This window comes from Afipia sp. GW823-FHT06G09, from assembly GCF_058794875.1.
This window is the reverse complement of the sequence record NZ_JBXAHF010000003.1, coordinates 599,174-612,999: the sequence shown is the minus strand read 5'-3', so window position 1 is coordinate 612,999 and position 13,826 is coordinate 599,174. Positions and strand designations below refer to the sequence as shown.

The window sequence follows — 13,826 nt, the reverse complement described above, 5'->3', positions numbered from 1 at the left end:
CAACCCTCTCCCCACGGGAGAGGGAGCGCTTCTGTCTCGTGGCTACGTGGCGGCTCAATCCATGACCCATCCGGGCGAACAGTTCTATCCGCAGGGTGTCCGCTGGGATTCTCCGATCCCGCGCGGCACGCTGCCGGATTTATTGTCAAAGGCGGCCGCGGATTTCGGTTCGCGGACGGCGATCGAATTCCGCGACCGGCCCATTTCCTTCACTGAGCTGCAAGGAATGGTGGATGTCGCCGCGTCGGCGTTTCTTCGCGCCGGCTATGGCAAGGGATCGTCGATTGCGCTGTTCCTGGGAAATTCGCCGGATCATCCGGTGAATTTCTTCGGTGCGCTCAAGGCCGGCGCACGTGTGGTTCATCTGTCACCGCTCGACGGCGAAATCGCGCTGACTCACAAGCTGAAAGACTCCGGCGCGCGCATTCTGGTCACCAGCAGTCTGGCGACCCTGCTGCCGACGGCGCTGAAATTCCTCGAGAAGGGCCTGCTCGACAAGCTCATCGTTTGCGAGGACCAGACCTGGGGCGACGTCGGCAACCCGCAGGCCGCGATCCCGTCCAGCCCGGCGGTCGTGACATTCAAGGACTTCGTCAGGGACGCGCGGCCGCCGGCAAGCTGGCCGCAGGTCAGCGCCGACGACATCGCGCTGCTGCAATATACCGGCGGCACCACCGGCTTGCCCAAGGGCGCGATGCTGACCCACGGCAACCTGACGTCGGCGGTCTCTATCTATGACGTGTGGGGCTCGAACCAGAAGGCCGAGCGCAACACCACCGAGCGCGTCATCCTCGTGCTGCCGCTGTTTCATATCTATGCGCTCACCGTCGTCCTGCTGCGCACCCTGAAGAACGGCGACCTGATCTCGCTGCACCAGCGGTTCGATCTCGAGGCGGTGATGCGCGACATCGAAGTGAAACGCGCAACGGCTTTCCCCGGCGTGCCGACCATGTGGATCGCCATCGCCAGCCTGCCCGATCTCGACAAGCGCGACCTGTCGTCGCTGGCGTTTGCCGGCTCCGGCGGCGCGCCGCTTCCGGTGGAAGTGGCGAAGGTGTTCGAGCGCAAGACCAAGCTCGCATTGAAGAGCGGATGGGGCATGACAGAGACCTGCTCACCCGGCACCGGCCATCCGCCCGACGGCCCGGAGAAGCCCGGCTCGATCGGCCTGATGCTGCCGGGCATCGAGATGGATGTGGTCTCGCTGGACGATCCGAAGCAGGTGATGCCGGTCGGCGAGACCGGCGAAATCCGCATTCGCGGCCCGAATGTCACCAGGGGCTATTGGAATCGCGAGGCGGAAACCGCCGAGGCCTTTGTCGGCGACCGCTTCCTGACCGGCGATATTGGCTATATGGATAGCGACGGATATTTCTATCTGGTCGACCGCAAGAAGGACATGATCATCTCCGGCGGCTTCAACGTCTATCCGCAGATGATCGAGCAGGCGATCTACACCCACCCGTCGGTTCAGGAAGTCATTGTGATCGGCATTCCCGACGATTATCGCGGCGAAGCGTCCAAGGCGTTCGTGACGCTGCGCGCGGGCGCCGAGCCGTTCACCATCGAGGAACTGCGCGCGTTCCTCGCCGGCAAGCTCGGCAAGCACGAATTGCCGGTCGCGGTCGAGTTCATGAAGGAACTGCCGCGCACCAGCGTCGGAAAACTCTCTCGCCACGAATTACGCAACCAGCAACGCAACCAATCTCAACAACCAAAACTTGCAACAGGAGGTCGTTCATGACCGAAGCCGTTATCGTTTCCACCGCCCGCACCCCGATCGGCAAGGCCTATCGCGGCGCGCTCAACAACACCGAAGGCGCGACGCTGCTCGGCCATGCCATCGAACAGGCGGTCAAGCGCGCCGGTGTCGATCCTGCGGAGATCGAGGATGTGGTGATGGGCGCCGCCATGCAGCAGGGCGCCACCGCTGGCAACATTGCCCGCAAGGCCGCGCTGCGCGCTGGTCTCCCGGTGACGGTCGGCGGCACCACCATCGACCGCCAGTGCGCCTCGGGCCTTCAGGCCATCGCGCTCGCTGCGCGCTCGGTGATCTTTGACGGCGTTCAGGTCGCGGTCGGCGGCGGCGGCGAGTCGATCAGCCTCGTGCAGAACGAGCATATGAACATGTTCCATGCGGTCGATCCCGCGCTGAAGGCGATCAAGGGCGACGTCTACATGGCGATGCTCGACACCGCCGAAGTCGTCTCCAAGCGCTACGGCATTTCGCGCGAGAAGCAGGACGAATACTCGCTGGAGAGCCAGCGCCGCACCGCTGCCGCGCAGCAGGGCGGCCGTTTCAAGGACGAAATCGCGCCGATCACCACCAAGATGGCTGTTGTCGACAAGAACACCAAGGAAGTCTCCTACAAGGACATCACCCTGTCGCAGGATGAAGGTCCGCGTCCCGAGACCACCGCGGAAGGTCTGGCAAGCCTGAAGCCGGTGCGCGAAGGCGGCTCCATCACCGCCGGCAATGCCAGCCAGTTGTCGGACGGCGCCAGCGCCACCGTCATCATGAGCGACAAGGAAGCCGCCAAGCGTGGTCTCAAGCCGCTCGGCATTTTCCGTGGCTTCGTCGCCGCCGGTTGCGAGCCCGACGAAATGGGCATCGGTCCGGTGTTCGCGATTCCGCGTCTGCTCCAGCGTCATGGCCTCAAGATTGATGACATCGACATGTGGGAACTGAACGAAGCCTTTGCCGTGCAGGTGATCTATTGCCGCGACAAGCTCGGCATCGATCCGGAGAAGCTCAATGTCAGCGGCGGTTCGGTTGCCGTCGGTCATCCTTATGGCATGACCGGCGCGCGTCTCGCTGGCCATGTCCTGATCGAAGGCCGTCGCCGCAAGGCCAAGTACGGTGTGGTCACCATGTGCATCGGTGGCGGTCAGGGCGCTGCCGGCCTGTTCGAAATCCTGCAGTAAGTATCGCGCGACCGGCCCGTTCTCTCTCCGCATGGGGAGGAGCGGGCCGGAGAGCGTCCGGACGTAAGAGCACTCAAATCTTTTGATTGCCGAATTGCCTCCCGCCTGCGCCGGTCTACAATCGCCGGACAGAACAAGAGGCCGAAAATCCCGGACTGTTATTTCCAGTCAGACTTCAAGGAGGACCCCCGTGGATCTCAATTTCACCCAGGAAGAAAACGCATTTCGCGACGAAGTGAGGAAGTTCTTCCGCGAAAATATTCCGCCCGCGATGCACAAGAAGCTGATCGACGGCGGTCATCCGAGCAAGGAAGACATCATCACGTGGACGCGGATCCTGAACAAGAAGGGTTGGGGCGTTCCGCATTGGCCGAAGGAATTCGGCGGCACCGGCTGGTCGCCGGCCAAACAGCACATCTTCCTTGAAGAGCTGCAGGCAACTCCGGCGCCGTCGCCGCTGCCGTTCGGTGTCAACATGGTTGGGCCGGTGATCTACACCTTCGGCAACGACGAGCAGAAGAAGTATTACCTGCCGCGCATCGCCAATCTGGACGACTGGTGGTGTCAGGGTTTCTCGGAGCCCGGCTCCGGGTCCGACCTCGCCTCGCTCAAGACCACGGCGAAGCGCAAGGGCGACGTCTACGTCGTCAACGGCCAGAAGACCTGGACCACGCTCGGCCAGCACGCCGACTGGATCTTCTGCCTCTGCCGCACCAATCCGGAAGCGAAGAAGCAGGAAGGCATCTCGTTCATCCTGATCGACATGAAGTCGCGCGGCATCACCGTGCGGCCGATCCAGACCATCGACGGCGGTCACGAAGTCAACGAAGTGTTCTTCGACGACGTCGAAGTGCCGGTCGCCAATCTCGTCGGCCAGGAAAACAAGGGCTGGGATTACGCCAAGTTCCTGCTCGGCAACGAGCGCACCAACATCGCCCGTGTCGGCATGTCCAAGGAACGCATCCGCCGCGTCCGTGAACTGGCGTCGAAGGTCGAGGCCAACGGCAAGCCGCTGATCGAGGACGATCGTTTCCGCGAGAAGCTTGCAGCCACCGAGATCGAGCTCAAGGCGCTGGAACTGTCGGTGATGCGCGTCATCGCCAACGAGACCAAGAACGGCAAGGGCAAGCCGGACCCGGCATCCTCGATCCTGAAGATCAAGGGCTCCGACATCCAGCAGACCATTTCCGAACTGCTGGTCGAGGTCGCCGGTCCCTTCGCCACGCCGTACATTCCGGAAGAGGGCATCGGCAACGAGGAAGCAGGCTGGGAGTCGCACGCCGCTCCGCACTACTTCAACTACCGCAAGGTCTCGATCTACGGCGGGTCCAACGAGATCCAGCGCGGCATCATCGCGAAGGCGGTGCTGGGACTTTAATGACGCCTCCATCTCCCTGCGCTTGCGGGGAGGGGACTTGTTTGCACGTTCTCACGTTCCGTCATTGCGAGCGTAGCGAAGCAATCCAGCTTTGGATCTTTCAACTGGATTGCTTCGTCGCTTCGCTCCTCGCAATGACGATGTAATTTGGTTTAGCCGAGGAACACATTATGGATTTCGATCTCTCCGAGGAGCAGCGTCTCCTGAAAGACAGCGTCGACGGGCTGCTGGCTGACTCGTATGACTTCGAGCAGCGCAAGAAATACGCTGCCGAAAAGGATGGCTGGAGCCGTCAGGTCTGGGGCAAGCTTGCCGAGCAGGGCCTGCTGGGCCTGCCGTTTTCGGAAGAAGACGGCGGCTTCGGCGGCGGCGCGGTGGAAACCGCGATCGTGATGGAATCGCTTGGCCGGTCGCTGGTGCTCGAGCCATATCTGACCACGGTGGTGATCGGCGGCGGTTTCCTCCGTCACGGTGCCTCCGCCGAGCAGAAGGCGGCGCATATTCCGTCGGTCATCGACGGCAGCAAGACGCTGGCGTTTGCCCAGCTTGAGAAGAATTCGCGTTACGACCTCGCTGATGTCTCCACCACCGCCAAGAAGAAGGGCGATGGCTGGGTGATTGAAGGCGAGAAGTTCGTTGTGCTGCACGGGGACAGCGCCAATACGCTGATCGTGACGGCCCGCACCTCCGGAGGCCAGCGCGACCGTAACGGCATCGGCGTGTTCCTCGTGCCGGCCAACGCCAAGGGCGTCCACATCAAGGGCTACGCAACGCAGGACAACATGCGCGCGGCCGACATCCGGTTCGAGGGCGTCGAGGTCGGCAAGGACGCCGTGCTTGGCGATCCGGCCAAGGGTCTCGCGCTGGTCGAACGCGTGGTGGACGAAGCGCGCATCGCCATGTGCTCCGAGGCCATCGGCGCGATGGAAGTGTCGCTCAAGATGACGGTCGAGTATCTCAAGACCCGCAAGCAGTTCGGCGTCGCTATCGGCACCTTCCAGGCGCTGCAGCACCGCGCGTCGGATATGTTCGTGAACCTCGAGCAGGCGCGTAGCATGGCGCTGTTTGCGGTGGTGGCGACCGATCTTCCGGAAGACGAACGCTCATCGGCGGTTGCTGCTGCCAAGGTGCAGGTCGGCAAGTCGGCGAAGTTCGTCGGCCAGCAGGCGATCCAGCTCCATGGCGGCATCGGCATGACCATGGAAGCGGCGATCGGCCACTACTTCAAGCGGCTGTCGATGATCGAGACCTCGTACGGCGACACCGACTATCACCTGCGCCGCGTTGCGGCGGCAGGCCCGCTGGTGTGATTATTTCACCGTCATCGCGAGGAGCGTAGCGACGAAGCGATCCATCTGTTAAAAGGGTGGATTGCTTCGCTTCGCTCGCAATGACGAAACAACTGTCCAACGAAAAAAGTGGACGTCATGCCAACTTCACCCTTCGATCTCACCGGAAAAGTCGCTGTCGTCACCGGGTCGAGCCGCGGCATCGGCCGCGCCTCGGCGGAAATGCTGGCGCAGATGGGGGCGAAGGTTGTCGTTTCCAGCCGCAAGGCCGACGCCTGCGAAACTGTTGCGGACGGCATCCGCAAGGCGGGCGGGGATGCCCATGTCATTCCCTGCAACATCTCGCGGCGTGAAGACGTCGACGCGCTGATCGCCGGCACCATCAGGCATTATGGAAAGATCGATATCCTCGTCTGCAACGCCGCTGTGAATCCCTATTACGGCCCGCTGCTCGACATCACCGACGAGGCCTTTGACAAGATCATGGGCGCCAACATCAAGAGCAATATCTGGCTCTGCAAGCAGGCGATGCCGCACATGGCCGAGCGCGGCGGCGGCTCGGTGGTCATCATCTCAAGCATCGGCGGCCTGCGCGGCTCGACCGTGATCGGCGCCTACGGCATCTCGAAAGCGGCGGATTTCTCGCTGGCGCGCAGCCTGGCCGGCGAGTGGGGCCCGAAGAACGTGCGGGTCAACTGTATCGCGCCGGGTCTGGTTAAAACCGATTTCGCCCGTGCGCTGTGGGAGGATCAGGAGAACCTGAAGCGCCGCACCGCGACCACGCCGCTGCGCCGGATCGGCGAACCGCACGAGATCGCCGGCGCAGTGGTCTATCTCGCGTCCGATGCCTCGACCTTCATGACCGGCCAGACCATCGTCATCGACGGCGGTGTCACCACGGCGGCGGTGTAATTTGCTTTATCCCTCCCCCTTGTGGGGAGGGTGGCGCGTGTGAGCGGAGCGAATGACGCGCCGGGGTGGGGGATATTACTGCGTTGCGTTTCCCCCACCCCGGCCTCCGCTTCGCTCGGCCGACCCTCCCCACAAGGGGGAGGGAAATCGCAAACATCCCTGTTGATCTTCACGACGGCGCTCGCCTTGACGCGCGCACCCGTAATCGCTTTGTTTGCGTTTCGAAACCAAAACGAAAAGCATTCGAGGAAACGGCATGGCGTCCCATATTCTCGCGATCGATCAAGGCACGACATCATCGCGCGCCATCGTCTTCCGCTCGGACATTTCCATCGCCGCCCAGGCCCAGCAGGAATTCCAGCAGCATTTCCCGGCCTCCGGCTGGGTCGAGCACGAGCCGGAGGATATCTGGACCTCGACGCTTGCGACCTGCCGCGAGGCCATGAGCAAGGCGAACGTGCAGGCGTCCGACATTGCCGCCATCGGCATCACCAACCAGCGCGAGACCACGGTGGTCTGGGACCGCGCCACCGGGCAGGCCGTGCATCGCGCCATCGTCTGGCAGGATAGGCGCACCGCGGAGATCTGCGCCAGGCTGAAAGCCGACGGCCATGAACCGCTCGTCACCGCGCGGACCGGTCTCATCATCGATCCGTATTTCTCCGGTACCAAGGTGGCGTGGATTCTGGATCACGTTCCGGGTGCGCGTGAACGCGCCGAGCGCGGCGAACTGATGTTCGGCACGGTGGATTCGTATCTGCTGTGGCGGCTGACCGGAGGCAAGGTCCACGCCACCGACGCCACCAATGCCTCGCGCACGCTGCTGTTCAACATTCACAAGGGCGAGTGGGACGACGATCTCCTGAAGCTGTTGCGCGTGCCGCGCTCGATGCTGCCGGATGTGCGCGATTCCTCCGCGAGCTATGGCACCACCGTGCCCGAGCTGCTCGGCGGCTCCATCGCGGTGCGCGGCATCGCCGGTGATCAGCAGGCCGCGACCATCGGGCAGGCGTGCTTCACACCGGGCATGATGAAATCCACTTACGGCACCGGCTGCTTCGCGCTGCTCAACACCGGCACCACGGCGGTGGCCTCGAAGAACAAGCTGCTCACGACCATCGCCTATCAGCTCAACGGCCAGCGCACCTATGCGCTGGAAGGATCGATCTTTGTCGCAGGCTCCGCGGTGCAGTGGCTGCGCGACGGGCTCGGCCTGATCAAGCAGGCGAGCGAAACCGGATCGCTGGCGGATGAAAACGATACCATGCAGTCGGTTTATCTGGTACCGGCGTTCGTCGGCCTCGGCGCGCCGTACTGGAATCCGCGGGTGCGCGGCGCGCTGTTCGGCCTGACCCGCAACACCGGCCCCGCCGAACTGGCGCATGCCGTGCTGGAAAGCGTCTGCTACCAGACCTACGACCTGTGGGCGGCGATGCGTGCCGACTGGCCGGAGGCGAAGGAGACCAACACCGTGCTGCGCGTCGATGGTGGCATGACCGCATCGGACTGGACCATGCAGCGCCTCGCCGACCTGCTCAACGCGCCGGTGGACCGGCCGATGATTCAGGAAACCACGGCGCTCGGCGCGGCGTATCTCGCCGGCCTTGGCGCCGGCGTTTATCCGGAGCCCGCGCGGTTTGCGGATTCCTGGCGGCTGGAGCGGCGATTCAAGCCGAACATGTCGGAAGCGACTCGCACGCGCAAACTCAAGGGCTGGTCACAGGCGGTGAAGGGCGTGCTGGCATCCGATACGGGTGAAGACTGAGTTCAGATTTTTGAAAGCTGAGCTTGTTTTTAAAAGCAGAACTTGGCTCTTCACCTCTCCCGTGGGGAGAGGTCGACGCGCGGAGCGCGGCGGGTGAGGGCGTAGAATCTCGATAGATTGAAACCCCCTCACCCCAACCCTCTCCCCGCTGGGGAGAGGGAGCATATCGGCTTTGTGGCGACATGCGAGTAAGGTTGCGAACATGCTTGCCAGCCGGGTGCGTTGCCGGGTGTAATCGCGGCCGCAATCTCGCGGCGGAGATCACCTGATGAACCTGATCGGCCAATACGATTCTCCCTTTGTGCGGCGGGTCGCACTCGCGCTGCGGTTCTATGGACTGCCGTTCGAGCACACACCGTGGTCGACCTTCGGCGACGCGGAGAAGATCGCGCTGTACAATCCGCTGATGCGGGTGCCGACCCTGGTGCTGGACGACGGCGAGGTGCTGATCGAGAGCACGGCCATCCTGGATTATCTCGACGAGATTTCCGGGCCGTCGCGGGCATTGATCCCCGATTGCGGTCACGTCCGGCGCGAGGTGCTGCATATCTGCGCGCTGGCCACCGGCCTCGCCGACAAGGCGGTGAGCCTGCTGTATGAGCGCGTGCTGCGCGGAGAAGAATCGAAGCGCTGGGTCGAGCGTTGCCGCTCGCAGATCGCGGGCGTGTTGGCTGTTCTTGAAGAAGATCGTGCGCGGCACAAGACGCGATACTGGTTCGGCGACAACATCACCCATGCCGACATTGCGGTGGCCTGCGTGATCCGTTTCACGCGGGAAGCTCATGCCGGATTGTTCGACGCGGCGCGCTATCCCGCACTCGACCGCCATGCGGAGACCTGCGAAGCGTTGCAGCCATTTCAGGATATCGTGCAGCCTCTGGTGCCGCCGAGCTGACATCGCCAATGCGGTGGCCGGATTGATTCCGCCCACCGCTTGTTTGTTCAATTTAAATCGCAATCAAAACGTTACTGGCAGATGTTCCGCGTGCCCTTGATAAAGGTGCCCGGCTGACACATGAAGCCATTTCGCGCCGCATAATTCGCCGACTGCGGAATCGCTACGCCGTTGTAAGTGTAGGTGGTGTCCACATAGCCCGGACCATAGGCGTAAGTGTCACGATAGGCGTAGCCCTCGCGATAAGGCCCGCCGAACGGCGCGGTTGCGATGGCGCCTGCAGTATTTACGGCACCGGCTGCGACAGCGCCCGCGGTTCCCACTGCGCCGGCCACAACATTCCCCGGCCAGAAGCCGCGGTTATCCCAGCCGCGATCCCAATCACTCCGATTGTCCACGGCGGCGGAGCGCATGTAGGCCTCGTGACGGCTGTGCATACGGGCGCTGTGCTTCATATGCTTGGTGTGCTTTGCACTGTGCTTCATAGGCTTGATCTGTTTGGCTTTGTCACTCTTGCCCTGCATCGCGGCGCGCGGCTTTGCCGTGTCCTGCGCGAGTGCCGGAGTGGCGACCAAAGCGGTTACAGCCGCAGCGGCGGCGAAAAAGCTCACCTTGCTCATGATCTCTCCTTTTGTGAGGTTGAAGCTTGCGACGCACCAACGCCTTATGCGGGAGGGGGTTCCAGGTTCCACAACAGTTGATGTCACACGCGCGTGAGTTCACGCGCGTGCCGGGAACACATCAATATAACGCGATCAAAGATCGCGCGGCATCAATCTGTAGATTCAGTGAAATTGAATCAACTTCAGCGCGCGTCGGCATCCGCCACTGGCTTGCCGTTCATGCGCAGATGCATCGCGCAGCCGCACCCCGGCGGATGCTTCGCCAGCGGCAGCGTCGCGACATCCGGCTCATCGGTGTCGGGCCGCGCGTCGCGCGAGGGAATGTAGTTGAGGATCGGCGCAAGCCAGCGTTCGATCTCCTCGGGCTTCATTCCCTTGCGTTCGGCATAGTCCTCAACCTGATCGCGCTCGATCTTGCCGACGCCAAAGTAATAGCTCTCCGGATGGCTGAAATAGAGGCCGGACACCGACGAGCCGGGCCACATCGCAAAGCTTTCGGTCAGCGTCACGCCCGCGGTGCGCTCCGCATCGAGCAGGCGGAACAGCGTCGCCTTCTCGGTGTGATCGGGCTGTGCTGGATAACCCGGCGCCGGGCGAATGCCCTGATACTCTTCGAGGATCATCTGATCCGACGACAGATTTTCATCCGGCGCATAGCCCCAGAACTCCTTGCGCACGCGCTGATGCATCCGCTCGGCAAAGGCTTCCGCGAGGCGATCCGCCAGTGCCTTCACCAGAATCGACGAGTAGTCGTCGTTGGCGTTCTTGAAGCGGTCCGCGATCACATCCTCGCCGATGCCCGCGGTGACCACGAACATGCCGATGTAGTCCGGCACGCCGGTTGAGATCGGCGCAATGAAGTCCGACAGGGCGGCGTTGTACCGGCCCTCGCGTTTTTCGAGTTGCTGCCGCAGGGTGTGCAGCGTGGTCAGCGGTTTGGTGCGGGCTTCATCGCTGTAGAGAACGATGTCGTCGCCTTCCGCATTCGCCGGCCAGAAACCGATGGTGGCGCTGGCCTTGAACCAGTTTTCCGAGACGATGCGGTCGAGCATCTTGCGGGCGTCGTCATAGAGCGCGCGCGCGGCCTCGCCGACCTTCGGATCGTCGAGAATGGCTGGGAAGCGCCCGGTCAGTTCCCAGGTCTGGAAGAACGGCGTCCAGTCGATGTACTCCGCCAGCTCCTTGAGTGAATAATCGCTGAAGCTCTTGAGGCCGATGAAGGCCGGCTTCTTCGGCTGGGTCTTGCTCCAGTCGATCTTGTGGGCGTTGGCACGCGCCGCTTCCAGCGAGAGACGCTTCTTGTCCTGCTGCGCCTTGAAGTGCGCATTGGAAATCTTCGCGTAGTCGGCGCGGACCTCGCGGGCGTAGTCCGCCTTCTTCTCCGGCGACAGCAGCGAGGAGGCGACGCCGACCGCGCGGCTGGCGTCGTTGACATGCACCACCGGCCCGCGCCTGTAGGCGGGATCGATCTTCACGGCGGTATGCACGCGGCTGGTGGTCGCGCCGCCGATCAGCAACGGAAGGTCGAGGCCCTGACGTTCCAGTTCGGACGCGAGGAATACCATCTCGTCCAGCGACGGGGTGATCAGGCCGGAGAGGCCGATGATGTCGGCGTTCTCGGCCTTCGCCGTTTCGATGATCTTGGCAGCGGGCACCATGACGCCGAGATCGACCACCTCGAAGTTGTTGCACTGAAGCACGATGCCGACGATGTTCTTGCCGATGTCGTGGACGTCGCCCTTCACGGTGGCGAGCACGATCTTGCCGGCGGAGCTGCGTCCGCTGCCTTCGATGCCGGCGGCCTGATTGCGCGCCTTCTCTTCTTCCATGAACGGCATCAGATAGGCGACCGCCTGCTTCATCACGCGTGCGGACTTCACCACCTGCGGCAGGAACATCTTGCCGGCGCCGAACAGGTCGCCGACGATGTTCATGCCGTCCATCAGCGGCCCTTCGATCACATTCAGCGGCCGCTCGACCGTGAGGCGCGCGGCTTCGGTGTCGGCGTCGATATATTCGGTGATGCCGTTGACCAGCGCGTGGCTCAGGCGCTTCTCCACCGGCCATTCGCGCCAGGCGAGATCCTGTTCCTTGACCTGCTTTTCCTGGCCGCGGAATTTCTCGGCGAGTTCAAGCAGCCGCTCCGATGCGCCGGGATCGCGGTTGAGAATGGTGTCTTCGCAGACCTGACGCAGTTCGGGATCGATGTCGTCATAGATCACCATCTGCCCGGCATTGACGATGCCCATGTCCATGCCCGCCTTGATGGCGTGATACAGGAACACCGAATGCATCGCCTCGCGCACCGGCTCGTTGCCGCGGAACGAGAACGACAGGTTCGAGACGCCGCCGGAAATATGCGCATGCGGCAGATTCTGCCTGATCCAGCGGGTGGCTTCGATGAAATCGACGCCGTAGTTGTTGTGTTCTTCGAGGCCGGTGGCGATGGCGAAGATATTCGGATCGAAGATGATGTCCTGCGGCGGGAAGTCGAGTTTCTCCACCAGCAGCTTGTAGGCGCGTGCGCAAATCTCGGTCTTGCGCTCGAACGTATCCGCCTGTCCGACTTCGTCGAACGCCATCACGACCACCGCCGCGCCGTGGCGGCGTGCGATCCCCGCTTCATGCAGGAACTTTTCCTCGCCTTCCTTCATGGAGATCGAGTTGACGATGGGCTTGCCCTGAACGCATTTCAGGCCCGCCTCGATCACGTCGAACTTCGACGAGTCGATCATCACCGGCACGCGGGCGATATCCGGCTCCGAAGCGACCAGATTGAGGAACTCGATCATCGCCTGCTTGGAGTCCAGCAGGCCTTCATCCATGTTGATGTCGATAACCTGAGCGCCGTTCTCGACCTGATCGCGCGCCACCTGAAGCGCGGCGGTGTAGTCGCCGTTCTTGATCAGCTTGCGGAAGCGGGCCGAGCCGGTGACGTTGGTGCGTTCGCCGACGTTGACGAACGGAATGTCGGAGGTGAGGTTGAATGGCTCCAGTCCCGACAATCGCAGCAGCGGCGGAATTTCGGGAACGATGCGCGGCTTGTGCGGCGCGCAGGCCTCCGCAATCGCCTTGATGTGTGCGGGCGTGGTGCCGCAGCAGCCGCCGACGACGTTGACCAGACCGGCCTGGGCGAATTCGCCGACCAGCCGCGCCATGTAGTCCGGGCTTTCGTCATACTGGCCGAATTCGTTCGGCAGGCCCGCGTTGGGATAAGCACAAACAAGCGTGTCCGCGACGCGGCCGATATCGGCGATATGCGCGCGCAGGTCTTCGGCGCCGAGCGCGCAGTTGAAACCGATGGTGATCGGATTGGCGTGCTGGACCGAATACCAGAATGCTTCCGGCAACTGGCCTGAGAGCAGGCGGCCTGATTTATCGGTGATGGTGCCGGAGACCATCACCGGCACATGGATGCCGCGCGCTTCGGTGATCTCTGCGATGGCGTACAGCGCGGCCTTGGCATTCAGCGTGTCGAAAATGGTTTCGACCAGCAGAATATCTGCGCCGCCGTCGAGCAATCCATTGATCTGTTCGCTGTAGGCGATGCGCAGGTCGTCGAAGGTCACGGCGCGGTAGCCGGGATTGGCGACGTCGGGCGAAATCGACGCGGTGCGGTTGGTCGGGCCAAGGGCGCCCGCGACGAAGCGCGGCTTGCCGTCCTTCGCGGTGGCGCGATTGGCGGCGTTGCGCGCCAGCCTGGCTCCGTCGCGATTCAGTTCATAGGCGAGGTCGACCATGTCGTAGTCGGCCTGCGCGATGGAGGTCGACGAGAAGGTGTTGGTCGCGACGATGTCCGCGCCGGCGTCGAGGTAGGCGAAATGGATATCTTCGATCGCCCGCGGCTGGGTGAGGATGAGAAGATCGTTGTTGCCTTTGACGTCGCGATGGAAGTCCTTGAAGCGCTCGCCGCGGAAGGCCGCTTCGTCGAACTGAAGCCCCTGGATCATGGTGCCCATCGCGCCGTCGAGCACGAGGATTTTCTCGCGGGCAAGCGCGCGGAATTGTTCGGCGACCGGAGATGTTTTTTCCGTCATGG

General features: G+C 62.8%; 9 protein-coding genes. 7 read left to right on the top strand and 2 right to left on the bottom strand.

What is annotated here, in order from left to right:
- The first annotated feature begins 61 nt into the window (after positions 1-61).
- The 7 genes from pimA (at position 62) to AC1Q67_RS15405 (ending at position 9,164) form a co-directional block, all read left to right on the top strand.
- Positions 62-1,744, top strand: a complete 1,683-nt coding sequence (pimA, locus tag AC1Q67_RS15435) for a dicarboxylate--CoA ligase PimA (protein ID WP_492236224.1) — start codon at positions 62-64, stop codon at positions 1,742-1,744.
- Positions 1,741-2,925, top strand: a complete 1,185-nt coding sequence (locus tag AC1Q67_RS15430; RefSeq protein WP_024576974.1) for an acetyl-CoA C-acyltransferase — start codon at positions 1,741-1,743, stop codon at positions 2,923-2,925. The genes pimA and AC1Q67_RS15430 overlap by 4 nt, the downstream gene beginning before the upstream one ends.
- A gap of 190 nt (positions 2,926-3,115) precedes the next feature.
- Positions 3,116-4,303: a pimeloyl-CoA dehydrogenase large subunit gene (pimC, locus tag AC1Q67_RS15425; protein WP_024576973.1), complete on the top strand. Its 1,188-nt coding sequence runs from the start codon at positions 3,116-3,118 to the stop codon at positions 4,301-4,303.
- 170 nt (positions 4,304-4,473) lie between these two features.
- Positions 4,474-5,613 (top strand): pimeloyl-CoA dehydrogenase small subunit, encoded by a 1,140-nt coding sequence (gene pimD / locus AC1Q67_RS15420; RefSeq protein WP_492236223.1) that lies wholly within the window; start codon positions 4,474-4,476, stop codon positions 5,611-5,613.
- 117 nt (positions 5,614-5,730) lie between these two features.
- Complete coding sequence (locus AC1Q67_RS15415; RefSeq protein ID WP_492236222.1) at positions 5,731-6,504, top strand: SDR family NAD(P)-dependent oxidoreductase; 774 nt, start codon at positions 5,731-5,733, stop codon at positions 6,502-6,504.
- Positions 6,505-6,760: 256 nt separating this feature from the next.
- Positions 6,761-8,269, top strand: a complete 1,509-nt coding sequence (glpK, locus tag AC1Q67_RS15410) for a glycerol kinase GlpK (RefSeq protein ID WP_492236221.1) — start codon at positions 6,761-6,763, stop codon at positions 8,267-8,269.
- Positions 8,270-8,537: 268 nt separating this feature from the next.
- A complete protein-coding gene (locus AC1Q67_RS15405; RefSeq protein WP_492236220.1) occupies positions 8,538-9,164 on the top strand; it encodes a glutathione S-transferase family protein in 627 nt (208 codons plus the stop codon).
- A gap of 71 nt (positions 9,165-9,235) precedes the next feature.
- Here the strand turns inward: AC1Q67_RS15405 and AC1Q67_RS15400 are convergent, their stop codons facing one another.
- The gene (locus AC1Q67_RS15400; protein WP_492236219.1) at positions 9,236-9,784 is read right to left on the bottom strand and encodes a hypothetical protein; all 549 of its coding nucleotides are present in this window, start codon (positions 9,782-9,784) and stop codon (positions 9,236-9,238) included.
- A gap of 185 nt (positions 9,785-9,969) precedes the next feature.
- Positions 9,970-13,824: a methionine synthase gene (metH, locus tag AC1Q67_RS15395; protein WP_492236218.1), complete on the bottom strand. Its 3,855-nt coding sequence runs from the start codon at positions 13,822-13,824 to the stop codon at positions 9,970-9,972.
- Positions 13,825-13,826: the final 2 nt, after the last annotated feature.

What these genes read in the sequence shown, in the direction of transcription:
- pimA (WP_492236224.1), top strand. Translation starts at nt 62, where the DNA reads ATGACCCATCCGGGCGAACAGTTCTATCCGCAGGGTGTCCGCTGGGAT.
- AC1Q67_RS15430 (WP_024576974.1), top strand. Translation starts at nt 1,741, where the DNA reads ATGACCGAAGCCGTTATCGTTTCCACCGCCCGCACCCCGATCGGCAAG.
- pimD (WP_492236223.1), top strand. Translation starts at nt 4,474, where the DNA reads ATGGATTTCGATCTCTCCGAGGAGCAGCGTCTCCTGAAAGACAGCGTC.
- AC1Q67_RS15415 (WP_492236222.1), top strand. Translation starts at nt 5,731, where the DNA reads ATGCCAACTTCACCCTTCGATCTCACCGGAAAAGTCGCTGTCGTCACC.
- glpK (WP_492236221.1), top strand. Translation starts at nt 6,761, where the DNA reads ATGGCGTCCCATATTCTCGCGATCGATCAAGGCACGACATCATCGCGC.
- AC1Q67_RS15405 (WP_492236220.1), top strand. Translation starts at nt 8,538, where the DNA reads ATGAACCTGATCGGCCAATACGATTCTCCCTTTGTGCGGCGGGTCGCA.
- AC1Q67_RS15400 (WP_492236219.1), bottom strand. Translation starts at nt 9,784, where the DNA reads ATGAGCAAGGTGAGCTTTTTCGCCGCCGCTGCGGCTGTAACCGCTTTG.
- metH (WP_492236218.1), bottom strand. Translation starts at nt 13,824, where the DNA reads ATGACGGAAAAAACATCTCCGGTCGCCGAACAATTCCGCGCGCTTGCC.